Source organism: Pseudomonas sp. FP2309 (genome assembly GCF_030687575.1).
Classification (GTDB): Bacteria; Pseudomonadota; Gammaproteobacteria; order Pseudomonadales; family Pseudomonadaceae; genus Aquipseudomonas.
Genome location: NZ_CP117439.1, coordinates 3,627,606 through 3,653,253, shown reverse-complemented (window position 1 = coordinate 3,653,253; position 25,648 = coordinate 3,627,606). Strand labels below are relative to the sequence as shown.

The following is a 25,648-nucleotide window of genomic DNA, read 5'->3' as shown; positions in this document are numbered from 1 at the left end:
TGGAGATTTTCCTATGTCATCTTCCGCCCCGAACGCTGTCCTCTCGGTCAGCGGTATCGGTAAGACCTATGCCCAACCGGTTCTGTCCGACATCACACTCACGCTTAATCGTGGTGAGGTGTTGGCGCTGACCGGTGAAAACGGCGCAGGCAAAAGCACGTTGTCGAAGATTATCGGCGGGCTGGTCACGCCGACCACCGGGCACATGCAATTCATGGGGCAGGATTACCGTCCTGGCAGCCGCACCCAGGCCGAGGCGTTGGGTGTGCGTATGGTCATGCAGGAACTCAATCTGCTGCCGACCCTTACCGTGGCCGAAAACCTGTTTCTGGATAACCTGCCGAGCAATTGTGGCTGGATCAGCCGCAAGCAACTGCGCAAAGCCGCGATCGAAGCCATGGCGCAGGTCGGCCTGGACGCCATTGACCCGGACACCCTGGTTGGCAGCCTGGGCATCGGTCATCAACAGATGGTCGAGATCGCCCGTAACCTCATTGGCGATTGCCATGTGCTGATCCTCGACGAACCCACGGCGATGCTCACCGCCCGTGAAGTCGAGATGCTGTTTGAGCAAATCACCCGCCTGCAGGCCCGGGGGGTGGCGATCATCTATATTTCGCATCGGCTCGAAGAGCTGGCCCGTGTTGCCCAGCGCATTGCGGTACTGCGTGACGGCAAGCTGGTCTGCGTCGAGCCGATGGCCAATTACAACAGTGAGCAACTGGTGACCTTGATGGTCGGTCGCGAGCTGGGTGAACACATCGACCTGGGCCCGCGCACCATTGGTGGTCCGGCCTTGACGGTCAAAGGGTTGAGCCGTTCGGATAAGGTGCGCGACGTGTCGTTTGAAGTGCGTGCCGGCGAGATCTACGGCATTTCCGGCCTGATCGGCGCCGGTCGCACCGAGCTGCTGCGCCTGATCTTCGGCGCCGACCTCCCAGACAGCGGCACCGTGGCCCTGGGCTCGCCGGCTCAGGTGGTGAGCATCCGCTCGCCGGTGGACGCGGTCGGGCATGGCATCGCGTTGATCACCGAGGACCGTAAAGGTGAAGGCTTGCTGCTGACGCAGTCCATCAGCGCGAATATTGCGTTGGGCAACATGCCGGAAATCTCCGGTGGTGGGGTTGTGAACAGCCGCGACGAAACCGCCTTGGCTACGCGCCAGATCGACGCGATGCGTATCCGCAGCTCCAGCCCGGCGCAGTTGGTATCCGAACTGTCGGGCGGCAATCAGCAGAAAGTCGTGATCGGCCGCTGGCTTGAGCGCGACTGCTCCGTAATGCTCTTCGACGAACCAACCCGAGGTATCGACGTCGGGGCCAAATTCGATATTTACGCCTTGCTTGGCGAACTGACTCGTCAGGGCAAAGCGTTGGTGGTGGTGTCCAGCGACCTGCGTGAACTCATGCTGATCTGCGATCGCATCGGCGTGCTGTCTGCCGGACGTTTGATCGAAACCTTCGAGCGCGACAGCTGGACCCAGGACGAATTGCTCGCCGCCGCGTTTGCCGGCTATCAAAAACGTGATGCGCTGCTCAACGAAGCCGCGCCTAGGAATACCCCATGAAAACCACAACTTCCCCCGGTAAAACCGGCGGCAACTTCTACGGCCTGGGCACATACCTGGGCCTGGCGGGCGCCTTGCTTGCAATGATTGCGTTGTTCTCGGTACTCAGTGATCACTTCCTGTCCTACGACACCTTCAGCACCCTCGCCAACCAGATCCCGGACCTGATGGTGCTGGCGGTCGGCATGACCTTCATTCTGATCATCGGCGGCATTGACCTGTCGGTGGGCTCGGTGCTGGCGTTGGCCGCGTCGGCCGTCAGCGTAGCGATTCTCGGCTGGGGCTGGAGCGTATTACCGGCCGCGGTGCTGGGCATGGGCTGCGCCGCGTTGGCCGGCACTATCACCGGTTCGATCACCGTGGCCTGGCGGATTCCCTCGTTTATCGTGTCCTTGGGTGTGCTGGAGATGGCCCGCGGCGTCGCGTACCAGATGACCGGCTCGCGCACGGCCTATATCGGCGATTCGTTCGCCTGGCTGTCGAACCCGATTGCCTTTGGTATATCGCCGTCGTTCATCATCGCCTTGCTGGTGATCATCGTGGCGCAACTGGTGTTGACCCGTACCGTATTCGGTCGTTATCTGATCGGTATCGGCACCAACGAAGAGGCCGTGCGCCTGGCCGGGATCAACCCAAAACCCTACAAAATTCTGGTGTTCAGCCTCATGGGGTTGCTGGCGGGGGTGGCGGCGTTGTTCCAGATCTCGCGCCTGGAAGCGGCAGACCCGAACGCGGGCTCCGGCCTGGAACTGCAAGTGATCGCCGCGGTGGTGATCGGTGGCACTAGCCTGATGGGCGGCCGCGGTTCGGTTATCAGTACCTTTTTTGGTGTGTTGATCATTTCGGTACTGGCCGCCGGCCTCGCGCAGATTGGCGCCACGGAACCGACCAAGCGCATCATCACCGGTGCTGTGATCGTGATTGCCGTGGTGCTGGACACTTACCGCAGCCGACGCGCCAGTCGGCGGGGCTGAACCATGGCAACGATCAAGGATGTGGCAGCGCTTGCAGGTATTTCCTACACCACGGTGTCCCATGTGGTGAACAAGACGCGCCCAGTGAGCGAGCCGGTACGGATCAAGGTCGAAGCGGCCATCAAGCAGCTCGACTACGTACCCAGCGCGGTTGCGCGCTCGCTCAAGGCCAAGACCACGGCCACCATTGGCTTGCTGGTGCCCAACAGCCTCAACCCATATTTTGCGGAGCTGGCGCGGGGCATTGAGGATTACTGTGAGCGTAATGGTTATTGCGTGATCCTTTGTAACTCCGATGACAATGCCGAAAAACAGCGCAGCTATTTACGGGTTTTATTGGAGAAGCGCGTCGACGGTTTGATCGTTACGTCGGTGGGCGGTGACGACAGCGGTTTGGCCGCAGGCTTGAGCGCGGTACGCACGCCCATGGTGATTGTCGACCGTGCGCTGGATGGCATCGACGTCGACCTGGTGCGTATCGATCACGAGGAGGGCGCTTATCTGGCGACTCGCCACTTGCTTGAGTTGGGTCATCGCGACATCGCCTGCATTGGTGGGCCGGCTCACACCCGCGTTGCGCAAATGCGACTGGCGGGCTACCACCGTGCGCTGCATGAGGCCGGTGTGGAGGTGGCGGCTGGGCGCACCCAGGAAAGCGACTTCACCAGCACCGGTGGTTATGCCGCGGCCGTACAATTGCTGGCGCATAACCCGCCAAGTGCGATTTTTGCCAGCAACGACATGATCGGCTTCGGCGTGCTGCGGGCAGCGGCGGAGCGTAATATCCGCGTGCCCGGCGAGCTGTCGGTGATCGGCTTCGATGACATTCAAATGAGTCGCTACGTCTACCCGGCGCTGACCACGGTCGGGCAATCGATCCTGCAACTGGGCGAGACGGCAGCCGAACTGTTACTGCGACGAATTGCAAAACCCCAACTGCCGATCGATCAGCGCATCGTGACGCCTAGCATTGTATTGCGTGAGTCGACGGCACCGGTTGCCGGTGTATTCGCTCAATACCGCTGAACCGAATTGATGAGTACTGATGTATGCCAGCAAAAGTAGTGATAGTAGGCAGCTTGAACATGGATCTGGTCACTCGTGCCAGCCGGCTGCCCCGTGCCGGTGAAACTTTGATCGGCCAGACGTTTTCCACGGTCCCGGGTGGCAAGGGTGCCAATCAGGCCGTGGCGTCAGCGCGACTGGGTGCGGATGTGGCGATGATCGGCTGCGTCGGCTCGGACGCTTACGGCGTTGAGTTGCGTGACGCGTTGCGGGTGGAAGGTATCGATTGCCAGGCTGTCGGCACCGTGGATGGCTCCAGCGGCGTGGCGCTGATCGTGGTGGATGACAGCAGCCAGAACGCGATTGTGATTGTTGCCGGCAGCAACGGCGAGCTGACGCCAGCCTCACTGCGGGGTGCTGATGCAGTGCTGCAGGCCGCCGACGTGATTGTCTGCCAGCTTGAAGTGCCGATGGACACCGTAGGTTATACGCTCAAGCGCGGTCGTGAGCTGGGCAAGGTCGTGATCCTTAACCCCGCGCCGGCCAGCGCTCCATTGCCGGGCGATTGGTACGCCTCGATCGATTACTTGATTCCCAACGAGAGCGAAGCCACTGCATTGAGCGGCGTTGTGGTCGATTCTCTGGACAGTGCCAAGGTGGCCGCGACGCAACTGATCAAGGCCGGTGCAGGCAAAGTCATCATTACCCTCGGTGCCCAAGGCGCATTGTTTGCCGATGGCGGCCGCTTTGAGCATCTTGCGGCACCCGTGGTCAAGGCGGTGGACACCACCGCCGCTGGCGACACCTTTGTCGGTGGCTTTGCCGCAGCCCTGGCCAATGGCAAAAGCGAGGCCGAGGCGATCCGTTTTGGCCAGGTCGCGGCAGCGCTGTCGGTCACCCGTGCCGGTGCGCAACCCTCCATTCCTACGCTGCACGACGTTCAAGGTTTTGTGTCCCAATGAAAAAGACGCCTTTGCTCAATATCGCCCTCTCGCGGGTCATCGCCTCCTTGGGCCATGGCGACATCCTGGTGATCGGTGACGCTGGCTTGCCGGTGCCGCCGGGTGTCGAGCTGATCGACCTGGCGCTGACCCAGGGCATCCCCGACTTCATCAGCACACTGCGTGTGGTACTCAGTGAAATGCAGGTGGAGAGCCATGTGCTGGCCGAAGAAATCCTGCTCAAACAGCCGCCTGCACTGGCAGCGTTGAATACCCTGACTGAGCAGGCCGCCCTTGGCGAGCGGCGTCTGGTCAATCATGAAGCGTTCAAGCAACTGAGCCAGAAGGCGCGTGCTGTGGTGCGCACTGGCGAGTGCCAGCCTTATTGCAATATCGCGCTGGTGTCCGGCGTGACGTTCTAGCGTTCCCCAACGACAAGGAGTGTTTTATGCAACGTGGTCTCCCAACCCTGAGAAATTTGTTTCGGAGTGTCCTGCTTTTGTCCGCGCTCACTGCTGCAAGCGCCCATGCGGCGGAGAAAATCGACCTGATCATCGACACCGACCCCGGTGCTGATGATGTGGTGGCCTTGCTCTTCGCCATGGCGTCCCCGCAAGAGTTGAGTATTCGTGCGCTGACCACCGTCGCCGGCAACGTGCGCCTGGACAAAACCTCACGCAACGCGCGCCTGGCCCGCGAGTGGGCAGGGCGCGAGGACATCCCGGTGTACGCCGGGGCGCCCAAGCCGCTGCTGCGCACGCCGATCTATGCCGAGAATATCCATGGCAAGGAAGGTATTTCCGGCGTCACCGTGCATGAGCCAAAAAAAGGCCTGGCTGACGGCAACGCGGTGGACTATTTGGTCAAGACCCTTCGCGCGGCCAAGCCTCACAGCATCACCATTGCCATGCTGGGCCCGCAGACCAACCTGGCCTTGGCCTTGACCCAGGACCCGGAAATTACCCAGGGCATCAAGGAAGTGGTGGTGATGGGCGGCGCGCACTTCAACGGCGGCAATATCACGCCAGTTGCCGAGTTCAACCTGTTCGCCGATCCGATCGCGGCCGAAATCGTACTCAAGAGCGGCGTCAAACTGACCTATCTGCCACTGGATGTGACTCACAAGGTGCTGACCAGCGAGGCGCGCTTGAAGCAGATCGCCGCAATCAACAATCACGCGAGCAAGGTGGTTGGTGACATTCTCAACGAGTACGTAAAAGGCGATATGGAGCACTACGGCATTCCTGGCGGCCCAGTGCATGACGCCACGGTCGTGGCCTACCTGCTCAAGCCTTCGCTGTTCAGTGGTCGTGAGGTCAACGTGGTGGTGGACAGCCGCGAGGGCCCGACCTTCGGCCAGACCATCGTGGATTGGTACGACGGCCTGAAACAACCGAAGAATGCCTTCTGGGTTGAAAGCGGCGACGCCCAGGGCTTCTTCGATCTGCTGACCGAGCGCCTGGCGCGCTTGAAGTAAATCGCTGGCGGTCGACGTTCGTTGGCCGCGGCCTATTCGCGTTCGGGGTTGTGTGCCCCCCTGTGATCGGCCGGGTATTTCTCGAATACCTGGCCGATGAATGCTTGGGCCGCCTGGGTGCCCAGTTCCTTGACCAACAGGTCGATGCCGATGATTGCCAATTCCTCCGGGCTTCCGGGGCTGTAGGAGCTTTGTCCCAGGGGCCACTTGGCTTTGATGTCGGCTTGGAGCGTTACGGTGGTCATGGAAATCTCACGGGGCTGAAGGTCCTGGGCGATGCGCTGGAACGCGGTTCCAGCGGGCGCAGTTAAGCACTTTGCGCGGCATTTGGCACTGCTACTTAGGCATGAAGCGTTTCTGGATGAGGCTGGTGCTGTGCGACACTGTCCCTCTGTTTAATTGCCGGGGAATACCGCGTGCAGATCGATTTGAGCAACCCCGAAAATCTGACGCTGGCTGCCGTGCGCCAGTTGATCGCCAGTGCCAGCGATGACGAACACACCCAGTTGCGTGTGACCAAGGGCGGTATCGCCTATATCTCCTCTGGGAAGACAGTGGGCGGTGTGGATATCGATGGGCTGCTGTTCCGCCTCGAGACCTGGGCCAAGGGCTCTGGTTATGTCGGTAACGTGGCCGCCAGCGATGAAGTCTGGGTTACGCAGATTTTCAATGCGTTGAAGCAGAACTGGCCGACGCCGCCGTTTGATTACATCGATATTTACTGATTTCGTTCATATCTGGTCACGATTGATCGGGCGAATGACCACTGATAGTCAGGCAGACTTGCCGCTCGGTGGTTTACGTCTTGAAACCAATCCGTTACACCGCTGTCGCACGATCTCTGTCCATTTTTAATCATAGGAGGCTTCATGCCTTGGAAGCTCGCATCATTCGGCACTTTGTTGGCAGCACTCGCGTTGGCGGGTTGCAGCACCCCGGGTGCCTCTGAGCCAGCCAAAGACGCCGCCGTGACCGATGCCGGTCATAGCCGCTGTGAGGCAAAGGCCGCCGAATTCACCATCGGCCAGAAAGCTTCGCCCCAGTTGCTGGATCAGGCCCGTACACGCGCCGGTGCGCAGAACGCGCGGATCCTCAAGCCCAACGATATGATCACGCTGGAATACCGCTCCGACCGCTTGAACCTGAACACCGACGACAATCTGGTGATTACACGGGTCAATTGCGGCTGATCGTTCCAAGACTTTTGCAACACCCATAAAAAACCCCGTCACTTGGACGGGGTTTTTTTAGCTCAGCTCAGAATTACTCTGGGCGAACCTGTGCAGCTTGCATACCCTTTTGGCCTTTCTCAGCCACGAAGGAAACGGTTTGGCCTTCTTTCAGGCTTTTGAAACCGTCGCTTTCGATAGCTTTGAAGTGTACGAACAGGTCGTCACCGCCACCTTGAGGAGTGATGAAGCCGAAGCCTTTTTCATCGTTGAACCATTTAACGGTGCCGGTTTGGCGATTAGACATGGTGTATCTCCAAGAAACATATATTTTCAGTAGTGCTGTGCTGCTCAGGCCAACTGGGCACACCGGGCTATCATAGTCGAAATGTTCGGCTTGGGAGCCCCCCCAAGGCATTGTTTGCTAATCAATCGCGTTGCGTTCAATCCCTGCTTCGGCTGAAAGCCCCGATCTACGGGGCTTTTGCGCGAAATATCAGCTCGTAAAAAAAGCCGTAAAAGCTGTGTATTTTGTGAGAAAAGGCAGTTTTCAGGCTGTTTTTTGCCCTGAAAACTCACCTGATCGCTGGTCGTTCTTACTTTTTCTTCACGACTTTGCAGGACGAAATCGCGGTCACGGCTTTGTTTTTGAGCTCAGGGCTGGCGTTCTGATTGGTCATCAGCTCTTTGATTTCGGCAGTGCTCAATTCAGCGTTGATTTTGTCTGCGCCACATTCGCAGTGGGCTTTGGCCGTTTTGACGTCCACGTTCTGGCTCGCGGCAGCGCTGCAGTCGCTGACGAAGCTGTCACGAGCGCCCGCAGGCCAGTTCGACGGTGCCGCAGCCTGCGCGCCGAGGGAAAGGAGGGTCAGGGAGGCGGCGAGCGCGAGGGTAGAGGTAAAACGCATCATGAAGTGCTCCTTTGATTCGAGGACAAACGGCGATTCTCATGGGGTTTGAGGGCCTGCGTACAGCCCAAGTTCACTTTTGCCGCTATTTTGTCTTTACAGAGGGCACCGCCGGCGCGATGACCGTTCATCTGTGCTAGCATCGTCCGCCTGGCTTTTACAGGTGCGCCATTTGCCGCCTCGCCATGTTTTTTTAGCTCACTCCAGTCACTCTGGTTCGATTATCGGTTGGCCGAAAGGCTCCTGCCGCTGTAAGGCAGGCGTTCAGCATTGAACGGCCTGGTGTTGGATCTTGTACTGGCTCATCCCAACCCACGTGACCTTTGGTAGGGGTCACCACTAGGAGAGGAGGCGCCATGCCAACTATTACTCTTCCCGATGGCAGTCAACGTTCATTCGATCATGCTGTTTCTGTCGCTGAGGTCGCCGCATCCATTGGTGCCGGCTTGGCCAAAGCCACCGTCGCCGGTAAGGTCGACGGCAAACTGGTCGATGCCAGCGACCTGATCACCGCCGATGCCAGCCTGCAAATCATCACGCCCAAGGATCAAGAGGGGCTGGAGATCATTCGCCACTCCTGCGCGCATCTGATTGGCCACGCGGTCAAGCAGTTGTACCCAACCGCGAAGATGGTGATCGGCCCGGTTATCGAAGAAGGCTTCTATTACGATATCGCCTACGAGCGTCCTTTCACTCCGGACGACTTGGCGGCCATCGAGCAGCGCATGCACGCGCTGATTGAAAAAGATTACGACGTCATCAAGAAAGTCACCCCGCGCGCCGAGGTGATCGATGTGTTCACCGCTCGTGGCGAAGACTACAAGCTGCGGCTGGTGGAAGACATGCCGGAAGAGCAGGCCATGGGCCTGTACTACCACGAAGAATACGTCGACATGTGCCGCGGCCCGCACGTGCCGAACACGCGTTTCCTCAAGTCGTTCAAGCTGACCAAGCTGTCCGGTGCCTACTGGCGCGGCGATGCTAAGAACGAACAATTGCAGCGGATCTACGGCACCGCGTGGGCTGACAAGAAGCAGCTGGCCGCTTATATCCAGCGCATCGAAGAAGCCGAGAAGCGCGACCACCGCAAGATCGGCAAGCGCCTCAACCTGTTCCACCTCCAGGAAGAAGCGCCGGGCATGGTGTTCTGGCACCCGAACGGCTGGACCCTGTACCAGGTGCTCGAGCAGTACATGCGCAAGGTTCAGCGCGACAACGGTTACCTGGAAATCAAGACGCCTCAGGTCGTTGATCGCAGCCTGTGGGAAAAATCCGGGCATTGGGCCAACTATGCCGACAACATGTTCACCACTCAGTCTGAAAACCGCGACTACGCCATCAAGCCGATGAACTGCCCTTGCCACGTGCAGGTGTTCAATCAGGGCCTGAAGAGCTACCGCGAGTTGCCGATGCGTCTGGCCGAGTTCGGTGCCTGCCACCGTAACGAGCCATCGGGTGCGTTGCACGGCATTATGCGCGTGCGCGGCTTTACCCAGGATGATGCCCACATCTTCTGCACAGAAGAGCAGATGCAGGCTGAATCCGCTGCGTTCATCAAGCTGACCATGGATGTGTATCGCGATTTCGGCTTTACCGAAGTCGAAATGAAGCTGTCCACTCGTCCGGAAAAACGCGTCGGTTCCGATGAGTTGTGGGACCGCGCTGAAGCGGCATTGGCCGCAGCGCTAGACAGTGCGGGCCTCTCGTACGATCTGCAGCCGGGTGAGGGCGCTTTTTACGGTCCTAAGATCGAATTCTCGCTGAAAGATTGCCTTGGCCGTGTCTGGCAATGTGGTACCTTGCAGCTCGATTTTAACCTGCCGATCCGTCTGGGAGCCGAATACGTCTCCGAAGACAACAGCCGTAAACACCCGGTTATGTTGCACCGGGCGATCCTCGGTTCGTTCGAGCGGTTCGTCGGTATCCTGATCGAGCACTACGAGGGCGCATTCCCCGCGTGGTTGGCTCCGACCCAGGCAGTGATCATGAATATCACTGATAAACAGGCAGATTTTGCCGCTGAAGTTGAAAAAACTCTCAATGAAAGCGGATTTCGTGCCAAGTCCGACTTGAGAAATGAAAAGATCGGCTTTAAAATCCGCGAGCATACTTTGCTCAAGGTTCCCTATCTTTTGGTTATCGGAGATCGGGAAGTCGAGATGCAGACTGTCGCTGTGCGTACTCGTGAAGGTGCTGACCTGGGCTCGATGCCCGTCGCCCAGTTCGCTGAGTTCCTCGCGCAAGCGGTTTCCCGGCGTGGTCGCCCAGATTCGGAGTAATTATTATTAAGCGTGAAATGAGACAAGATAAACGAGCTGCACCGAAAGCCCCGATCAACGAGAATATCTCGGCACGCGAGGTTCGGTTAATTGGCGCTGACGGCGAGCAGATTGGCATCGTCTCGATTGATGAAGCGCTTCGTATTGCAGAAGAGTCCAAATTGGACCTGGTGGAAATCTCCGCCGATGCAATCCCACCCGTATGCCGGGTGATGGACTACGGCAAGTCGATCTTCGAGAAGAAGAAACAGGTTGCCGCGGCGAAGAAGAACCAGAAGCAGATTCAAGTAAAAGAAATCAAGTTTCGTCCAGGGACGGAGGAAGGGGATTACCAGGTAAAACTGCGCAACCTGGTACGTTTCCTGAGTGATGGGGACAGGGCCAAGGTATCCTTGCGATTCCGCGGCCGTGAGATGGCCCACCAGGAGTTGGGGATGGAACTCCTCAAGCGGGTTGAAGCTGACCTGCTCGAGTACGGTTCGGTCGAACAGCATCCTAAGATGGAAGGACGCCAGCTGATCATGGTCATCGCCCCGAAAAAGAAGAAGTAATCAACAGGGCACGGCAGGCCTTCTGATTATGTTTATCAACTGAATGCGGAGTATCCGAACATGCCAAAGATGAAGACTAAAAGTGGTGCTGCTAAGCGGTTTCTGAAAACTGCTAACGGTATCAAGCACAAGCACGCTTTCAAGAGCCACATCCTGACCAAAATGTCGACCAAGCGTAAGCGTCAACTGCGCGGTAGCAGCTTGCTGCATCCGTCTGACGTGGCAAAAGTCGAGCGCATGCTGCGCCTTCGTTAATTTTTGGATCAAGAATAGAGGAAGTAACTCATGGCTCGTGTAAAGCGTGGCGTCATTGCCCGTAAGCGTCACAAAAAAATTCTGAAACTTGCTAAAGGCTACTACGGCGCGCGTTCACGCGTATTCCGTGTTGCCAAGCAAGCGGTAATCAAGGCTGGCCAATACGCCTACCGTGACCGTCGTCAGAAAAAACGTCAGTTCCGCGCTCTGTGGATCGCTCGTATCAACGCTGGTGCTCGTGTTAACGGTCTGTCCTACAGCCGTTTCATTGCCGGCCTGAAAAAAGCATCCATCGAAATCGACCGTAAGGTTCTGGCTGAACTGGCCGTGAACGAAAAAGCGGTGTTTGCTGCGATTGTCGAGAAAGCTAAAGCCTCTTTGGCTTAAGTACCCCCGACAGTCACCCCGGGCTACTCCTGTAGCCTGAGGTGGTAAACGTCATAAATAGGGGAAGAGCCTTCAAGCTCTTCCCCTATTTTGTATCTGGAGTCTGTACATGGAAAACCTGGACGCGCTCGTTGCTCAAGCTCTTGAGGCTGTGCAAAGCGCTGAAGATATCAATGCCCTGGAGCAAATCCGGGTTCACTACCTTGGCAAAAAAGGTGAATTGACTCAGGTGATGAAGACCCTGGGGAATTTGCCGGCTGAAGAGCGTCCGCAGGTCGGTGCGCTGATCAACGTCGCCAAGGAGCGCGTCACAGAGGTACTCAATGCACGCAAGGCGTCGCTCGAGGAGGCCGAACTTGCGGCCAAGCTCGCCGCCGAGTCCATTGACGTCACCTTGCCCGGCCGTGGCCAGGCCTCGGGCGGTCTGCATCCGATCACCCGGACTCTGGAACGTATCGAGCAGTTCTTCACCCACATCGGCTACGGTATTGCCGAAGGCCCTGAGGTCGAAGACGACTATCACAACTTCGAGGCGCTCAACATCCCAGGCCATCACCCGGCCCGGTCGATGCACGACACCTTCTATTTCAACGCGAACATGCTGCTGCGCACCCATACCTCTCCGGTCCAGGTCCGCACCATGGAAGCGAACAAGCCGCCGATCCGCATCGTCTGCCCAGGCCGTGTGTACCGCAGCGACTCCGATATCACCCACTCGCCGATGTTCCACCAGGTCGAAGGCCTGTTGGTAGATCGTGATATCAACTTTGCCGACCTCAAGGGCACCATCGAAGAATTCCTGCGGGTGTTCTTTGAAAAAGAGTTGGCGGTACGTTTCCGTCCATCGTTCTTCCCGTTCACCGAACCGTCCGCTGAAGTTGATATGGAATGCGTGATGTGCAGCGGTAAAGGCTGCCGTGTCTGCAAACAGACCGGCTGGCTGGAAGTGATGGGCTGCGGCATGGTTCACCCGAACGTGCTGCGTATGTCCGGGATTGACCCGGAAGAGTTCTCGGGCTTTGCCTTCGGCATGGGCGTTGAACGTCTGGCCATGCTGCGTTACGGCGTGAACGACTTGCGTCTGTTCTTCGACAACGACTTGCGGTTCCTCGCGCAATTTCGCTAGTCGTAACGAATCTTTAGGAGAGCAGGATGAAATTCAGTGAACAATGGCTGCGTGGCTGGGTAAGCCCGCAGGTAGATCGAGACGCGCTGGTTGCTCGTCTGTCGATGGCCGGTCTTGAGGTCGATAGCGTGACGCCGGCCGCCGGTGTATTCAGCGGCGTGGTCGTGGGCGAGGTGCTGAGCACCGAGCAGCACCCGGATGCTGACAAATTGCGTGTGTGCCAGGTCAGCGATGGCGCGCAAACCTTTCAGGTCGTGTGCGGAGCGCCGAACGTGCGCCCGGGCCTGAAGATCCCGTTCGCCATGATCGGTGCCGAACTGCCGGGCGACTTCAAGATCAAGAAGGCCAAGCTGCGTGGTGTTGAGTCCAACGGCATGCTGTGCTCCCAGGCTGAGCTGCAGGTCGGCGAGGGCAATGATGGCCTGATGGAACTGCCGGCCGACGCACCGGTGGGGCAGGACATCCGTGTTTATCTGGAGCTGGAAGACGCAAGCATTGAGGTCGACCTGACTCCGAACCGCGGCGATTGCCTGTCCCTGGCAGGTCTGGCCCGTGAAGTGGGCGCGTTGTACAGCGTTCCGGTCACTCGTCCAGTAGTGGCGACGGTGTCCGCTGTGCACGATGAAGTGCGTCCGATCGAAGTGCTGGCACCCAATGCCTGCCCTCGTTATCTGGGACGTGTGATCCGTAACGTTGACCTGTCAAAACCCACCCCATTATGGATGGTTGAGCGTCTGCGTCGCGCTGACGTGCGCAGCATCGACGCCGCTGTCGACATCACCAACTACGTGATGCTGGAGCTGGGCCAACCGCTGCACGCATTCGATCTCGCCGAAATCAACGGCGGCATCCGCGTACGCATGGCAGAAGAGGGCGAGAAGCTGGTGCTGCTCGACGGCCAGGAAGTGGCCCTGCGTGCCGATACTCTGGTCATTGCCGACCACTCCCGCGCCCTGGCGATTGCCGGCGTGATGGGCGGCGAGCACAGCGGTGTGTCCGCGACCACGCGCGACGTGTTCCTTGAAAGCGCATTCTTCGACCAGATCGCCATCGCCGGCAAAGCCCGTTCCTATGGCCTGCACACCGATGCTTCGCACCGCTATGAGCGTGGCGTTGACTGGAAGCTGGCTCGTGAAGCCATGGAGCGCGCCACTGGCCTGCTGCTGGAGATCACCGGCGGTGAAGCCGGTCCGATCACTGAAACCGTCAGCGAACAATACCTGCCGTCCGTGGCGCCGATCACCTTGCGCGCCAAGAGCGTTGAGCAAATGCTCGGCCTGGTAATCGAGCCTGCTGAAATCGAGCAATTGCTGTCGGCCCTCGGCCTTGGTATTTCTGCCGGTGAAGCGGGGCAGTGGCACGTCGAGGTGCCAAGTCATCGTTTTGACATCAGCCTGGAAGTTGACCTGATCGAAGAACTGGCGCGCCTGTATGGCTACAACCGCCTGCCGGTTCGTTATCCGCAAGCGCGTCTGGCCCCGCAACCCAAGGCCGAGGCGCGTGCGCATTTGCCTGAGCTGCGCCGTCTGTTGGTTGCCCGTGGTTATCAGGAAGCGGTGACCTACAGCTTTATCGATCCTAAGCAGTTCGAACTGTTCAACCCAGGCGTTGAACCGCTGTTGCTGGCCAACCCGATTTCCAACGACATGGCCGCCATGCGTTCTTCGTTGTGGCCGGGCCTGGTCAAGGCACTGTCCCACAACCTGAACCGCCAGCAAGACCGCGTGCGCATGTTTGAAAGCGGCTTGCGTTTCGTCGGTCAGTTGGACGGTTTGAAGCAGGAGCCGATGCTCGCAGGTGTGGTGTGCGGCAGCCGTCTGCCGGAAGGCTGGGCACAAGGCCGCGATGCCGTGGACTTCTTCGACGTCAAGGCTGACGTCGAAGCGGTGCTGGGCTTTGCGGGTGCATTGGATGCGTTCACGTTTGTCCCAGGCAGCCACCCCGCGCTGCACCCTGGCCAGACTGCGCGTATCGAGCGTGAAGGTCGCCTGGTCGGCTTCGTCGGTGCTATTCACCCGGAGCTGTCGAAAACCTTGGGTCTTGACCGTTCAGTCTTCGTTTTCGAGCTGGTGTTGGCTGAAGTGGCCTCGGGCAAGATGCCTAAATTCAGCGAGCTGTCGCGCTTCCCTGAGGTGCGTCGCGACCTGGCCCTGATCGCAGACCGTGAAGTCGCCGCCACTGCCGTTCTGGATGTAATCCGTGAAAATGCAGGGGAATGGCTGACAGACCTCAGGCTATTTGACGTCTATCAGGGTAAAGGCATTGATCCGCATAGAAAAAGCCTCGCGGTTGGCTTGACCTGGCAGCATCCATCGCGCACTCTTAATGACGATGAGGTGAATACCACGACACAAAATATCCTCACCTCGCTCGAACAAAGGTTGAACGCCACGTTAAGGAAGTGACGTATGGGGGCTTTGACGAAAGCTGAGATGGCGGAACGTCTGTACGAAGAGTTGGGTCTGAACAAGCGCGAGGCCAAGGAATTGGTCGAGCTGTTTTTTGAAGAGATCAGACACGCTCTGGAAGACAACGAACAGGTCAAATTGTCCGGCTTCGGCAATTTTGACCTGCGGGACAAACGCCAGCGGCCTGGCCGCAATCCAAAAACGGGAGAAGAAATCCCGATCACGGCTCGCCGTGTGGTCACCTTTCGTCCAGGGCAGAAGTTGAAGGCCCGAGTTGAGGCTTATGCTGGAACCAAGTCATAACGACGAGCTACCCGTCATCCCAGGCAAACGGTACTTCACCATTGGTGAAGTCAGCGAGTTATGTGCGGTAAAACCGCACGTGTTGCGCTATTGGGAGCAGGAGTTTCCTCAACTCAACCCCGTCAAACGCACTGGGAACCGTCGGTATTATCAGCGCCAGGATGTGCTGATGATCCGACAGATCCGCGCGTTGCTGTACGACCAGGGATTCACCATAAGCGGCGCACGCCAGCGCATGTCCGGTGATGAAGCCAAAGACGACACCACCCAGTACAAGCAACTGATCCGCCAGATGATCTCCGAACTCGAAGATGTGCTGGTGGTTTTGAAGAAGTGACAGAAGCTTTTAAAATACTTCCACATTTCAAAAGCTTGCGGTATATTCCTGATCGCTTCGTTGCGAAGCAAACCCAGTAACACGCCTAGTCGGGGCGTAGCGCAGTCCGGTAGCGCACTAGCATGGGGTGCTAGGGGTCGAGTGTTCGAATCACTCCGTCCCGACCATATTTTTCAATGACTTAGCCCAATCTGAAAAGATTGGGCTTTTTCATGTCTGCGATTTGGCAGTCGGACAGTGACCGGGCTGTGAATTCAGGCGCGCTGGCCCATGGCGCTCGGATGCAGGGTTAAAGAGCTTAGAGAATGCAAGGTTACACTCCATGCACTTGAAAAGTGTGGACCTACCCGCGCACCTGTTGACTCTCAGAGACCGTCGACTGCTAACGGCTGAACGACCCGCTGGTGAGTCCTTGGCCTGCTCACTTGAGCATTGCCTCCACGTGCTCAAGTGATAACCGCGGCACAACGCTCTGCGGAATCCTCGAACCCTCTGACAAGTTGTAAACCCTGAAGTCATCACTGATCACCTTCTCGGCCATCAGCTCAAGCGACGGCAGAATACGTGTGTGATAGTGCTGGTCGAGCCCGCAGGGCGAGTTGGCTGAGTCGGCGCTTTCGTAAAACCTGCCGGCGTTTTCCCGCAGGTCAACGCCCACCAGAAAAACCTGATTAAAGCCCAAATGAAACGCCAGTTGTATCGCCAGATACGCCACCGTCCGCGCATCAAAAAAACCTTCGCCCATGTCCTTGCTAAACCCAATGGGGCGTTTGCGCAGTGGCAGTAGCGAGTGATCGGCAACCAAGGCCTCGTTTCGGCCCATTAACGCGTCGAGCCAGGACGGCCTTTCAGCCTTGGACAGCGGGTAAAACGCGCCGGCCGGGCGGATGCCTGCTGCGCGCACATGGTCTTCCCATAGTGCGACTCTTTGGCTGTTAGCCATGGCGTATTTGAATAAACCCGGCTGCTGTTCGGAAAAGCTCTTATCGGTACAGGCGTAGAAATACGGTTTGACGTCGGTGTTCAAAAACATCGAAATCGCACCATTCATGGTGATCATCGGCACGTGCGCGAAGGTTTCGAGGGGAAACGACTTGGCCGAAGCCCCCGAGGCGATGATAAACACCGCGCCCGATTCGATGTTCCGGCAGCTTTCAAAATCATGTGGGGTCAGGTCCTGCAGGGGTGCTGGTGAACGCTCTGCATCAGTTCGGGGCATTGGTTTCATGTGATCCAACCCAGTAATGACGTTAAGGGGCTTATTTAGCGGACCACATTTTTGATTGAGGGTTTCTTTGTAAAAAAAACGATACGCAGCGGTACTGTCAGAACGTTTGCCCGATGGAGAACTGGAACACCTGCTTGTCCGCGTTCTCAGGGGTGCGAATCGGATACGCGAAATTCACACTCAACGGCCCCAGCGGGCTGTACCAGGTCAGCCCCACGCCCACCGAACTGGCCATCTGGCTCAAGTCCACACTGCCGCAGCCCTGGGTGGTGCTCAGGTAGCACTTGTCCGAATACACCGTGCCCACATCCCAGAACAGCGAAGTACGCACCGAACGGTTGTCTTTGATAAAGGGCACCGGGAACAGGTATTCCATGCCCCCTGTGATCAGGATATTGCCGCCCAGTGCTTCGGTGTCGCGGTCCGAGTAGTACGCTTGGCCAGCGCTTGAATACGCACCGGTGGCCGGCGTGTTGCGGGGGCCGAGGGTGCCGCTTTTAAAGCCGCGGACCGTGCCTTCGCCGCCGGCGCTGTAGGTTTCGTAGAAGGGCAGCCCGTCGGTGGCGCCGTAGCCATTGCCATAGCCAAGTTTGGTGTGAAAGCGCAGTGAGGTGTCGTTGCTCACTGGCACATAGGTTTGCCCGGTGTAATCGACTTTGTAGAAGCTCAGGTCGCTGCCGGGCACGGTCACCATCAGGTTGAGGTTCTGCGAGTGGCCGCGTGTGGCCAGTACGCCCTTGTTCAGCGTCGACTCCGACCAGCCCAGGTTGGCCTTGAAGTTGGTGAATTGCTTGCCTTCGCGGTCGACAAAATCGTAGATCTCGTCGGCGCTGTAGGTGCCGGGTTCAATGCTGTCGTGTTGCGCGGTCAGGCCGAAACTCAGGCGCGAGGTTTCGTTGATCGGGTAGCCCAAGGTAGTGCCCAGGCCAAAACTGTTGATGGCGTAATAGGAAACGCCATCATCGTAGTACTTGTTGTAGTCAGTCTTGCTGTAGAACGCGTTGTAACCCAGGCTGACCCCGTCAGTGGTGAAGTAGGGGTCGGTAAAGCCGATGTTGTACTTGCTCTGGTAGGACGAACGGGTCAGTCCCAGGCTGGCGGAGTTGCCGGTGCCGAGGAAGTTGTTCTGGCTGATCGAGCCGCCGAGGATCAGCCCCGAACTCTGGGCAAACCCGACGCTGGCAGTAATCGAGCCGGACGCTTGTTCTTCCACGGCGTAATTCACATCCAGTTGATCATCCACGCCCGCCACCGCCGGGGTCTGCACATTCACTTCCTTGAAGTACCCCAGGCGCTCGAGGCGCACCTTCGATTGGTCGATCAGGTAAGTCGAGGCCCAGCCGCCTTCCATCTGGCGCATCTCGCGGCGCAGCACCTGGTCGTCGGTCTTGGTGTTGCCACGGAAGTTGATGCGATTCACGTAGGCCCGCTTGCCTGGGTCGATGCTGAAGGTGATGTCCACCGTGCTGTCCGCTTCATGCACCTGGGGGGTGCCGATGACGTTGGCGAAGGTGTAGCCCTCGTTGCCCAGGCGACGGGTAATCAAGTCAGACGTGGTGGTCATCAACTTGCGTGAGAACACCTGGCCCTTTTGCACCAGCCGCAGGGACCTGACCTGGTCCTCGGGGACTTTCAGCTCACCACTGAGCTTTACCGCGCGCACTGTGTATTTGCGGCCTTCCTGGATGTTCACGGTGATGTACACGTGCTTCTTGTCCGGCGTCATGGAGACCTGGGTCGAGGCGATATCCATGTTGATATAGCCACGGTCCAGGTAGTAGGAGCGCAACCGTTCCAGGTCACCGGAGAGTTTCTCCCGCGCGTATTTGTCGTCGTTCTTGAAAAATGACAGCCAGTTGCTGGTCTTGAGGGTGAACTGTTCGGTCAGCACCTCGTCGGGGAATACCGTATTGCCCACCACATTGATGTGCTGGATTGACGCCACTTCGCCTTCATTGATCGTGATCTTCACCCCGACCCGATTGCGCGGCTGCGGCACCACCTCGGTGTCGACCGAAGCCGAGTAACGGCCCTGGGCGACGTACTGGCGTTGCAACTCGTTGCGCACCCCTTCGAGGGTGGCCCGTTGGAATATCTCGCCCTCGGCCAGGCCGGACTGCTTCAAGCCTTTCATCAGATCGTCGGTCGAAATCGCCTTGTTGCCGTCGAACTCGATACTGGCAACCGACGGTCGCTCGACTACATTGATGATCAGCACATCGCCTTCGCGGCCCAGTTGGATGTCCTGGAAGAACCCGGTCCTGAACAGCGCGCGGGTCGAGTCCACCAGGCGCCGGTCGTCGACTTCGTCGCCGACGTTCAAGGGCAAAGCGCCAAACACGCTGCCCGCAGAGACCCGTTGCAGGCCGTTGATGCGAATGTCCGAGATTTTGAAGCCTTGGGCGAGTGCCATTGAGGCATTGAGCAGCAGCGCAACCGAGCAGAGCAGGCGCGAAAAATTCATCAAGATCTTTTCCAGAATACAGCGCCGGCGCGGCCGGACGGGTGAACGTCCAGCTTAAGAGCGTGCTGCGTTTGATGCGGTTAACCAAGTGTCAAGTTAGGTAAAGGTTGGCCTGCCGGCGCCAGACAAGGCCGATAATGTTCAACCTTCCACTGATGAGCCCGTGATGATCTCCGTACTGTTGGTCGACGATGACCAGGAACTGACTGGAATGCTGAGCCAATACCTGGCGAATGAAGGCTTCGAGGCCACCGCCGTGCACACCGGCGAGGAGGGCGAGGTGCATGCGCTGTCCGGGCGCTACAGCATCGTAGTGCTGGACGTCATGCTGCCCCGGCGCTCGGGCATCGAGGTGCTGCGGCGCATCCGCATGGTCAGCCAGGTGCCCGTGGTGTTGCTCACGGCCCGGGGTGACAACATCGACCGCATCAGCGGCCTGGAACTGGGCGCCGACGATTACGTACCCAAGCCCAGCTCACCCGGTGAACTGGTCGCCCGCCTGCGGGCGATCATGCGCCGGGTGCAGCCGGCGGGCCAGGCCACCTCGGAAGTGATCAGGACCGGCGCGCTGGTGTTGTGGCCGGGCAAGCGTCAGGCCCTGTGGCACGGCGTCGAACTGGGTGTGACCAGCACCGAATTCAGCCTGCTCGAAGAACTGGCCCGCAGTGCCGGCCAAGTGGTGAGCAAAAAAGACCTGTCCCTCAATGCTCTGGGCTGCCCGCTGACCCGCTACGACCGGCGCATCGACGTGCACATCAGCAGCATTCGGCAAAAACTCGGACCACGTCCGGACGCCAAGGCCTGGATCCAAAGTGTACGTGGCCTCGGCTACCTGTTGATCGCTGAATGAGCAAGCCCAGCCTGCTGTTCTGGAAACTGTTCCTGGCCTTCTGGCTGGCCACCACCCTGACGTTTCTGGTGGGGGTCGGCGTGCTGGAACTGGGCCGGTTCCGCCCGGGCGACCCGCATGTGCAAACGATCCTGGCGGCCCAGGAGCGCTTGTTGCAGCAGTTCGGCGTTGAGGCGGCCGGGCAACTCCTGAGCGTTTGGGAGCATCCTCCGGACGAGGCCATCGGCGTCTACGACAGCGCCGGCCAACTGCTCGCGGGTTTGCCCGTCGCGCAGCCGGTCTATGAGCGCGCGGTGATCAGCAAGGACGGCCGGACGCTGTCGATTCGCTCCACCCATGCGCCCGATGAGCGGGGCCGGCCCTGGCCGCACACGCCGCTACTGATCGGCACGCTGATGAGCGCGCTGTTCAGCGGCTACATGGCGTATTACCTGGCCTGGCCGCTGGCGTACCTGCGACGGGCGATGAGCGACGCGGCCCAGGGACGCTTTGAAACACGGGTCAAGCCGGCGATGGGCAAGCGCCGCGATGAAATCGTCGACCTGGCCGAAGACTGCGACCGGATGGCCAACCAGTTGAAAGTTCTGGTGCAGGCCCAGCAGCACCTGTTGCACGACATCTCCCATGAACTGCGCTCGCCGTTGACGCGGCTGCGGGCCGCCATCGGCCTGTTGCGTCAGGACGCCACTCGCCTGGAAATGCTCGAACGCATCGAGCGTGAGTCCGAGCGCATGGACACCCTGATCGAAGCTCTGTTGACCCTGGCCCGCCTGCAGGGGCGGCCCGAAAGCATCGAGCGCGAACCGGTGGATATCGTCGAGCTGCTGGCGATGATTGTCGAAGACGCGCAGTTCGAAGCCGGCATCAAAGGCTGTCGTGTGCAATTGCAGGCGTGTCCGCCGTTTATCGCGTATGCCAGTGGCGAGTTGTTGTACCGCTGCTTCGAAAACGTGATCCGCAACGCCGTGCGCTACACCCGCCCCGGCACCACCGTGAGGGTCTCGGCCCAGATCAGCGAAGACGCCAGTCGCCTGCGGGTGCAGATCACCGATCAGGGCCCCGGCATAGAAGACTGCCGGCTGCAGAGCATCTTCCAACCGTTTGAGCGCGGTGTCGGGGACACCAGCGTCGGCTTCGGTCTGGGGTTGGCCATCGCGGCCAGGGCCGTGCATATGCATGGCGGCAACATTGCCGCACGCAACGAGGCGGGCGGTGGGCTGACGGTGGAGATCGATCTGCACAGCGCGCGATCTTTACACGATATTACATTGGCTTGACCGCCCTGTACGTCACGCCTGATTACACTTGCCGCCATTGAGCGAGTGGAGGTGGCGATGTTTCAGGTGCATAAAAAAGGCTTCGTGCCCGGCAAAAAGATGGTCGACGGCCTGGTGCCATACGACTTTTTTTGCGAAGACAGCCCGGCGATCAATCTGTTTGTGTTCACCGGCGCCGCGACACCGGGCGCAAGCGTGAAGGAACAGACGCTGTGGGGCTTCACCCGGCTGGAGCGCTTCGAGGCGATGACCGGCGCCCTGGTGGGCGGCAAAAAAAACGCCGGCTGGTTCCAGAGTGTCAGCGTCCTCACCGGGCCGGATCAGAACGGCACGCAAAGCGTGAAATTCCAGCGCGTGCTGAAGATCATCAAACACGCAAGCGCCACGCGCACCGTCGACTATGAAATTCTGACCGACGAAGGCGACACCTACTTCACCCGGCGAGCCGTCGCGCAACACAGCGCGCAGACCATCATCTATTCGGCCGAGCATTAATAAATACGGCGTAATCCTGCTCCCCAATGGCCAAACCAGGCCGGAAGTGCCCGTTGGCTAAAAAATAAGGGTTGAAGCCTGTCCCTTTTTTTCACCTCGCCTGTCATTCCAGGTAAGTGAATAAAATCGAGAGCTTCCCCCAATGCCCGCAGTCCTTCCTTTGCGCTTGCGCCCGTTGCTCAAACTGAGCCTGATGCTGAGCCTCAGCGCCAGCCCGCTGTTCGTCCCCCTAAGCTTTGCCGAAGACACCGCCACCCGCCGCAGCTATCAAGTACCGGCCGGCAGCCTCACCGCGGCATTGACCCGCTTCGCCGGCCTGGCGGGGGTCAACCTGTCGGTGGACCCGGCGCTGGTCAGCGGGCGCAGCAGCAGCGGGTTGTCCGGCGAGTACGGGGTGGAGGAGGGCTTTGCGCGCTTGCTGCAAGGGTCCGGTCTGCAACTGCAGCCGGTGGGCGAGCAGGCCTACAGGCTGATGCCGGCGCCGGAGGGCAGCAGCCTGGAACTGGCGCCTACATCGATTCTCGGCACCACCGGCCTGGCCGACGGCGATGCTTACGCCGGCGGGCAAGTGGCACGGCGTGGCTCCCAAGGTTTGCTGGGCACCCGGGACTTTATGGAGACCCCGTTCAGCATGACCACCTACACCGCCGATGCGGTGAAGAACCAGCAGGCGCGCACCCTCGGCGACCTGATCAACAGCGACCCCTCGGTACGCGCCACCAACCCGGCCGGTGGGCGTTACGAGCAGTTCACCATTCGCGGCTTCAGCCTGTTCAACAGTGATGTGTCCTACAACGGCCTCTACGGCGTATTGCCGACCTACACCATCGACATGGAAATGGCCGACCGCGTCGACATCTTCAAAGGCCCCACCCAGTTGATCAATGGCATCTCGCCGCGCGGCAGCGTGGGCGGCGGCATCAACGTGGTGCCCAAGCGCGCCACCGACAAGGACATCACGTCACTTACCGGCACCTGGGCCTCCGGCAGCCAGGCTGGCGGCGCGGTGGATGTGGGGCGGCGCTTTGGCGAGGACAACAAATTCGGCCTGCGCTTCAACGGCGTGAAGCAGTCCGGTGATACCGAGTGGGACCATCAGAGTGTCGACCGTGAGATGGCCGTGCTGGGCCTGGATTTCCGTGGCGAGCGCCTGCGCCTGTCCACCGACATCGGCCGCACCGAGCGAGACACCGATGCGCCGCAGGAACGTGTGCAAGTGGCCGCCGCTGCGCCGGTGCCGAGTGCCAACGATGTGCGCCGCAACTACGCGCAGTCCTGGACCAAGGCCCGCACCAAGGACACCTTCGGCACGGTGAACGCCGAATATGACCTCAGTGACTCGCTGATGCTCTACGGCGGTGTGGGCGCGCGTAAAAGTAACCACGAGTTCCTGCGCCATGCGGTGTCGGTCAGCAATGCCGCCGGCGCGTTCATCGTGTCGCCGCGGGATTTTACCCGCGATGAAAACGTGCAGACCGCCACGGCCGGCGTGCGTAACTGGTTCCACACCGGGCCGGTGAGCCACGAGGTCAACCTGGCCGCCAGCTACTTTTATATGGACTTCACCAACGGCGGTGCGCGTTACGCGAACGCCACGAGCAACCTCTACAACCCTGTACAAACCCCGACGCCGACCGTGGCCACGCGCCAGGATGCCAAGGTGTACACCGAGAATAAATTCAGCGGCGTAGCCTTGTCCGACACCCTGGGCTTCTTCGATGACCGCCTGCTGCTCACCCTTGGCGCGCGCTGGCAACGCGTGATCGTCGACGACTGGAGCGATGGCATCAAAGGCAAAACCAACTACGACGAAGAAAAAATCTCGCCGTCGGGCGGGCTGCTGTTCAAGGCCACCGAGGAGCTGTCGCTGTACGCCAACTACATGGAAGGCCTGAGCCAGGGCAAAATCGCACCGTCCACCTCGAGTAACGAAGACCAGATCTTCCCGCCGTTTATCAGCCGCCAGCTGGAAGTGGGCGCCAAATACGACGCCGGTGCCTTCGCCGTGACCGCCGCGGTGTTCCGCATCAAGCAGCCGGCCTACGAGACCAACGCCACCACGCGGCTGTTCGGCCCCAACGGCAAACGCCAGAACACCGGTGCCGAGCTGAGTCTGTTCGGCGAACCGCTCAAGGGCGTGCGTTTGCTCGGCGGCGTGATGTACATCGACAGCACGCTCAAGGACACCACCAACGGCACCTACGACGGCAACCGCGCGCCGGCCACCCCCAAGTACAACGTCAATCTTGGCGCCGAATGGGATGTGCCGACCCTTGAAGGCCTGACCCTGACCAGCCGTGGCATCCATTCCAGTTCCCAATACCTGGACCAGTCCAACGTCAAGGAAATCGACGCCTGGAACCGCATCGACGTCGGCGCACGTTATGCATTCAAGGTGGATGACAAGCACGTGACCTTGCGCGCGAATGTGGAGAACGTTGCCGACAAACGCTACTGGAGTTCGGCGGGTGCCTCGGATGACAGCGAGCCGGGGTTGACCTTGTCGACGCCACGTACCTACCTGCTGTCGGCCACGGTCGACTTCTAAACGTTGCAATCAATAGGCTTTATGGGGCTGTGGCGAGCCGGCTCGCCACAAGAAGCATGCGCATGACAATGCGTCGTTAATGAGAATGTTTTTTGATCCGCTCGCCACGATATGGAATAGTACCCGCCGTTTTCCCCGGCCCGTCCAGCCGGGGTGTGTTAACGCCGAGGTCTTTGTCATGCGAATGCTGCGCTCCATCCCGATTCTTGCCGCCTGCGTCCTGGCGTGCTGTTCAAGCGTACTGAGCGCTGCCCCCATCGACCTCAATGACGGCCAACACGCGGTGCACCTGCCCGACGCGCCCAAGCGCGTGGTGGTGCTGGAATTCTCCTTTCTCGACAGCCTCGCTGCCGTAGAGGTGACCCCCGTCGGTGCCGCCGACGATGGCGATGCCAACCGCGTTCTGCCCCGCGTGCGCCAGGCCATCGGTCAGTGGACATCGGTGGGCCTGCGCTCGCAGCCGAGCATCGAGGAAATCGCCCGGCTTAAGCCGGACTTGATCATCGCCGACCTTAATCGCCATCAAGCGCTGTACAGCGACCTGGCCAGCATCGCGCCGACCCTGCTGCTGCCGTCACGTGGCGAGGACTACGAGGGCAGCCTCACGTCTGCCGAGCTGATCGGCAAGGCCCTGGGCAAAAGCCCGCAGATGCATGCGCGCATCGCGCAGAACCGCGACAACCTGAAGAAAATTGCCGGACAGATTCCCAGCGGTGCCAGCGTGCTGTTCGGCGTCGCCCGTGAAGACAGCTTTTCTGTGCACGGCCCGGATTCTTACGCCGGCAGCGTGCTGCAAGCCATCGGCCTGAAAGTCCCGTCGGTACGCGCGAACGCCGCCCCCACCGAATTCGTCAGCCTGGAGCAGTTGCTCGCGCTCGACCCTGGCTGGTTGCTGGTCGGCCATTACCGCCGCCCGAGCATCGTCGACACCTGGAGCAAGCAGCCGCTGTGGCAGGTGCTCGGTGCTGTGCGTAACAAGCACGTGGCCGAGGTGGACGGCGACAGCTGGGCGCGCAACCGTGGCGTGCTGGCTTCGGAGCAAATTGCCGAAGATGCGCTGGCGATTCTCAAGGGCGGCAACGCCGTACTGAGCCAATAA

25 protein-coding genes, 1 tRNA gene and 1 pseudogene are annotated in these 25,648 nt (G+C 59.5%); 22 read left to right on the top strand and 5 right to left on the bottom strand.

What is annotated here, in order from left to right; genetic code table 11:
- Positions 1-13 precede the first annotated feature (13 nt).
- From PSH59_RS16680 to PSH59_RS16655, 6 genes are read left to right on the top strand one after another with little or no spacing between them, the layout of a single operon-like run.
- Positions 14-1,567: a sugar ABC transporter ATP-binding protein gene (locus PSH59_RS16680; protein WP_248082213.1), complete on the top strand. Its 1,554-nt coding sequence runs from the start codon at positions 14-16 to the stop codon at positions 1,565-1,567.
- Entirely contained in the window at positions 1,564-2,541 is a 978-nt protein-coding gene (locus PSH59_RS16675; protein ID WP_017528200.1) for an ABC transporter permease, read from the top strand. The genes PSH59_RS16680 and PSH59_RS16675 overlap by 4 nt, the downstream gene beginning before the upstream one ends.
- Positions 2,542-2,544: 3 nt before the next feature.
- On the top strand, positions 2,545-3,567 hold the full coding sequence (locus tag PSH59_RS16670; protein ID WP_305393237.1) for a LacI family DNA-binding transcriptional regulator: 1,023 nt from the start codon (positions 2,545-2,547) through the stop codon (positions 3,565-3,567).
- A gap of 23 nt (positions 3,568-3,590) precedes the next feature.
- A complete protein-coding gene (gene rbsK / locus PSH59_RS16665; RefSeq protein WP_305393236.1) occupies positions 3,591-4,508 on the top strand; it encodes a ribokinase in 918 nt (305 codons plus the stop codon).
- The gene (gene rbsD / locus PSH59_RS16660) at positions 4,505-4,909 is read left to right on the top strand and encodes a D-ribose pyranase (RefSeq protein WP_248082205.1); all 405 of its coding nucleotides are present in this window, start codon (positions 4,505-4,507) and stop codon (positions 4,907-4,909) included. The genes rbsK and rbsD overlap by 4 nt, the downstream gene beginning before the upstream one ends.
- Before the next feature lie 26 nt (positions 4,910-4,935).
- The gene (locus tag PSH59_RS16655; protein ID WP_305393235.1) at positions 4,936-5,964 is read left to right on the top strand and encodes a nucleoside hydrolase; all 1,029 of its coding nucleotides are present in this window, start codon (positions 4,936-4,938) and stop codon (positions 5,962-5,964) included.
- Between the two features lie 32 nt (positions 5,965-5,996).
- Here PSH59_RS16655 and PSH59_RS16650 read toward each other — a convergent pair whose 3' ends face one another.
- Positions 5,997-6,209 (bottom strand): hypothetical protein, encoded by a 213-nt coding sequence (locus tag PSH59_RS16650; protein ID WP_305393234.1) that lies wholly within the window; start codon positions 6,207-6,209, stop codon positions 5,997-5,999.
- A gap of 171 nt (positions 6,210-6,380) precedes the next feature.
- Here PSH59_RS16650 and PSH59_RS16645 point away from each other — a divergent pair, with 171 nt between their 5' ends.
- Both PSH59_RS16645 and PSH59_RS16640 read left to right on the top strand, forming a co-directional pair.
- Positions 6,381-6,689 (top strand): hypothetical protein, encoded by a 309-nt coding sequence (locus PSH59_RS16645; RefSeq protein WP_248082200.1) that lies wholly within the window; start codon positions 6,381-6,383, stop codon positions 6,687-6,689.
- Positions 6,690-6,833: 144 nt separating this feature from the next.
- Positions 6,834-7,154 carry an I78 family peptidase inhibitor gene (locus PSH59_RS16640; RefSeq protein ID WP_248082198.1) on the top strand — a complete coding sequence of 107 codons (321 nt, stop codon included), beginning with the start codon at positions 6,834-6,836 and terminating at the stop codon, positions 7,152-7,154.
- A gap of 73 nt (positions 7,155-7,227) precedes the next feature.
- On the opposite strand, the gene PSH59_RS16635 is transcribed toward PSH59_RS16640, so the two are convergent.
- On the bottom strand, positions 7,228-7,440 hold the full coding sequence (locus PSH59_RS16635; protein WP_003179963.1) for a cold-shock protein: 213 nt from the start codon (positions 7,438-7,440) through the stop codon (positions 7,228-7,230).
- Positions 7,441-7,729: 289 nt separating this feature from the next.
- Positions 7,730-8,044: a hypothetical protein gene (locus tag PSH59_RS16630; RefSeq protein WP_248082196.1), complete on the bottom strand. Its 315-nt coding sequence runs from the start codon at positions 8,042-8,044 to the stop codon at positions 7,730-7,732.
- A 353-nt stretch (positions 8,045-8,397) separates the two neighbouring features.
- Between PSH59_RS16630 and thrS the strand changes: the two genes are divergently transcribed.
- The 9 genes from thrS (at position 8,398) to PSH59_RS16585 (ending at position 15,854) form a co-directional block, all read left to right on the top strand.
- Positions 8,398-10,320 (top strand): threonine--tRNA ligase, encoded by a 1,923-nt coding sequence (gene thrS, locus PSH59_RS16625; RefSeq protein WP_248082195.1) that lies wholly within the window; start codon positions 8,398-8,400, stop codon positions 10,318-10,320.
- Complete coding sequence (infC, locus tag PSH59_RS16620; protein ID WP_015884933.1) at positions 10,320-10,871, top strand: translation initiation factor IF-3; 552 nt, start codon at positions 10,320-10,322, stop codon at positions 10,869-10,871. The genes thrS and infC overlap by 1 nt, the downstream gene beginning before the upstream one ends.
- A gap of 60 nt (positions 10,872-10,931) precedes the next feature.
- Complete coding sequence (rpmI, locus tag PSH59_RS16615) at positions 10,932-11,126, top strand: 50S ribosomal protein L35 (protein ID WP_002553160.1); 195 nt, start codon at positions 10,932-10,934, stop codon at positions 11,124-11,126.
- A gap of 30 nt (positions 11,127-11,156) precedes the next feature.
- Positions 11,157-11,513: a 50S ribosomal protein L20 gene (rplT, locus tag PSH59_RS16610; protein WP_005789679.1), complete on the top strand. Its 357-nt coding sequence runs from the start codon at positions 11,157-11,159 to the stop codon at positions 11,511-11,513.
- Positions 11,514-11,622: 109 nt separating this feature from the next.
- On the top strand, positions 11,623-12,639 hold the full coding sequence (pheS, locus tag PSH59_RS16605) for a phenylalanine--tRNA ligase subunit alpha (RefSeq protein WP_247395785.1): 1,017 nt from the start codon (positions 11,623-11,625) through the stop codon (positions 12,637-12,639).
- A 26-nt stretch (positions 12,640-12,665) separates the two neighbouring features.
- On the top strand, positions 12,666-15,044 hold the full coding sequence (gene pheT / locus PSH59_RS16600; RefSeq protein ID WP_305393233.1) for a phenylalanine--tRNA ligase subunit beta: 2,379 nt from the start codon (positions 12,666-12,668) through the stop codon (positions 15,042-15,044).
- A 3-nt stretch (positions 15,045-15,047) separates the two neighbouring features.
- Complete coding sequence (ihfA, locus tag PSH59_RS16595) at positions 15,048-15,350, top strand: integration host factor subunit alpha (protein WP_002553164.1); 303 nt, start codon at positions 15,048-15,050, stop codon at positions 15,348-15,350.
- On the top strand, positions 15,331-15,687 hold the full coding sequence (locus PSH59_RS16590) for a MerR family transcriptional regulator (protein WP_003174972.1): 357 nt from the start codon (positions 15,331-15,333) through the stop codon (positions 15,685-15,687). Before ihfA ends, PSH59_RS16590 begins: the two co-directional genes overlap by 20 nt.
- 90 nt (positions 15,688-15,777) lie before the next feature.
- Positions 15,778-15,854: transfer RNA gene (locus PSH59_RS16585), tRNA-Pro, on the top strand.
- 254 nt (positions 15,855-16,108) lie between these two features.
- Here PSH59_RS16585 and PSH59_RS16580 read toward each other — a convergent pair.
- Both PSH59_RS16580 and bamA read right to left on the bottom strand, forming a co-directional pair.
- Positions 16,109-16,906: a lipopolysaccharide biosynthesis protein gene (locus PSH59_RS16580; protein WP_248082515.1), complete on the bottom strand. Its 798-nt coding sequence runs from the start codon at positions 16,904-16,906 to the stop codon at positions 16,109-16,111.
- 106 nt (positions 16,907-17,012) lie between these two features.
- Positions 17,013-19,401 (bottom strand): annotated as a pseudogene (gene bamA / locus PSH59_RS16575) (outer membrane protein assembly factor BamA).
- A gap of 144 nt (positions 19,402-19,545) precedes the next feature.
- On the opposite strand from bamA, the gene PSH59_RS16570 reads away from it, so the two are divergent.
- The 5 genes from PSH59_RS16570 to PSH59_RS16550 all read left to right on the top strand — a co-directional run bounded on the left by PSH59_RS16570 (position 19,546) and on the right by PSH59_RS16550 (position 25,648).
- Positions 19,546-20,229, top strand: coding sequence for a response regulator transcription factor (locus PSH59_RS16570; RefSeq protein WP_248082189.1), 684 nt, complete (start codon positions 19,546-19,548; stop codon positions 20,227-20,229).
- Positions 20,226-21,506 carry an ATP-binding protein gene (locus PSH59_RS16565; RefSeq protein ID WP_305393231.1) on the top strand — a complete coding sequence of 427 codons (1,281 nt, stop codon included), beginning with the start codon at positions 20,226-20,228 and terminating at the stop codon, positions 21,504-21,506. The genes PSH59_RS16570 and PSH59_RS16565 overlap by 4 nt, the downstream gene beginning before the upstream one ends.
- Before the next feature lie 57 nt (positions 21,507-21,563).
- Positions 21,564-22,001: a hypothetical protein gene (locus PSH59_RS16560; protein WP_305393230.1), complete on the top strand. Its 438-nt coding sequence runs from the start codon at positions 21,564-21,566 to the stop codon at positions 21,999-22,001.
- Positions 22,002-22,143: 142 nt separating this feature from the next.
- The gene (locus PSH59_RS16555; RefSeq protein ID WP_305393229.1) at positions 22,144-24,549 is read left to right on the top strand and encodes a TonB-dependent receptor; all 2,406 of its coding nucleotides are present in this window, start codon (positions 22,144-22,146) and stop codon (positions 24,547-24,549) included.
- Positions 24,550-24,733: 184 nt separating this feature from the next.
- Complete coding sequence (locus tag PSH59_RS16550) at positions 24,734-25,648, top strand: Fe(3+) dicitrate ABC transporter substrate-binding protein FecB (RefSeq protein WP_248082513.1); 915 nt, start codon at positions 24,734-24,736, stop codon at positions 25,646-25,648.

Coding starts and splice junctions, on each gene's coding strand:
- PSH59_RS16550 (WP_248082513.1), top strand. CDS start 24,734: ATGCTGCGCTCCATCCCGATTCTTGCCGCCTGCGTCCTGGCGTGCTGT.
- PSH59_RS16650 (WP_305393234.1), bottom strand. CDS start 6,209: ATGACCACCGTAACGCTCCAAGCCGACATCAAAGCCAAGTGGCCCCTG.
- PSH59_RS16675 (WP_017528200.1), top strand. CDS start 1,564: ATGAAAACCACAACTTCCCCCGGTAAAACCGGCGGCAACTTCTACGGC.
- rplT (WP_005789679.1), top strand. CDS start 11,157: ATGGCTCGTGTAAAGCGTGGCGTCATTGCCCGTAAGCGTCACAAAAAA.
- PSH59_RS16655 (WP_305393235.1), top strand. CDS start 4,936: ATGCAACGTGGTCTCCCAACCCTGAGAAATTTGTTTCGGAGTGTCCTG.
- rbsD (WP_248082205.1), top strand. CDS start 4,505: ATGAAAAAGACGCCTTTGCTCAATATCGCCCTCTCGCGGGTCATCGCC.
- PSH59_RS16640 (WP_248082198.1), top strand. CDS start 6,834: ATGCCTTGGAAGCTCGCATCATTCGGCACTTTGTTGGCAGCACTCGCG.
- PSH59_RS16555 (WP_305393229.1), top strand. CDS start 22,144: ATGCCCGCAGTCCTTCCTTTGCGCTTGCGCCCGTTGCTCAAACTGAGC.
- pheS (WP_247395785.1), top strand. CDS start 11,623: ATGGAAAACCTGGACGCGCTCGTTGCTCAAGCTCTTGAGGCTGTGCAA.
- rpmI (WP_002553160.1), top strand. CDS start 10,932: ATGCCAAAGATGAAGACTAAAAGTGGTGCTGCTAAGCGGTTTCTGAAA.
- PSH59_RS16635 (WP_003179963.1), bottom strand. CDS start 7,440: ATGTCTAATCGCCAAACCGGCACCGTTAAATGGTTCAACGATGAAAAA.
- PSH59_RS16565 (WP_305393231.1), top strand. CDS start 20,226: ATGAGCAAGCCCAGCCTGCTGTTCTGGAAACTGTTCCTGGCCTTCTGG.
- ihfA (WP_002553164.1), top strand. CDS start 15,048: ATGGGGGCTTTGACGAAAGCTGAGATGGCGGAACGTCTGTACGAAGAG.
- pheT (WP_305393233.1), top strand. CDS start 12,666: ATGAAATTCAGTGAACAATGGCTGCGTGGCTGGGTAAGCCCGCAGGTA.
- PSH59_RS16580 (WP_248082515.1), bottom strand. CDS start 16,906: ATGCCCCGAACTGATGCAGAGCGTTCACCAGCACCCCTGCAGGACCTG.
- PSH59_RS16670 (WP_305393237.1), top strand. CDS start 2,545: ATGGCAACGATCAAGGATGTGGCAGCGCTTGCAGGTATTTCCTACACC.
- rbsK (WP_305393236.1), top strand. CDS start 3,591: ATGCCAGCAAAAGTAGTGATAGTAGGCAGCTTGAACATGGATCTGGTC.
- PSH59_RS16590 (WP_003174972.1), top strand. CDS start 15,331: ATGCTGGAACCAAGTCATAACGACGAGCTACCCGTCATCCCAGGCAAA.
- PSH59_RS16570 (WP_248082189.1), top strand. CDS start 19,546: ATGATCTCCGTACTGTTGGTCGACGATGACCAGGAACTGACTGGAATG.
- PSH59_RS16680 (WP_248082213.1), top strand. CDS start 14: ATGTCATCTTCCGCCCCGAACGCTGTCCTCTCGGTCAGCGGTATCGGT.
- thrS (WP_248082195.1), top strand. CDS start 8,398: ATGCCAACTATTACTCTTCCCGATGGCAGTCAACGTTCATTCGATCAT.
- PSH59_RS16560 (WP_305393230.1), top strand. CDS start 21,564: ATGTTTCAGGTGCATAAAAAAGGCTTCGTGCCCGGCAAAAAGATGGTC.
- PSH59_RS16630 (WP_248082196.1), bottom strand. CDS start 8,044: ATGATGCGTTTTACCTCTACCCTCGCGCTCGCCGCCTCCCTGACCCTC.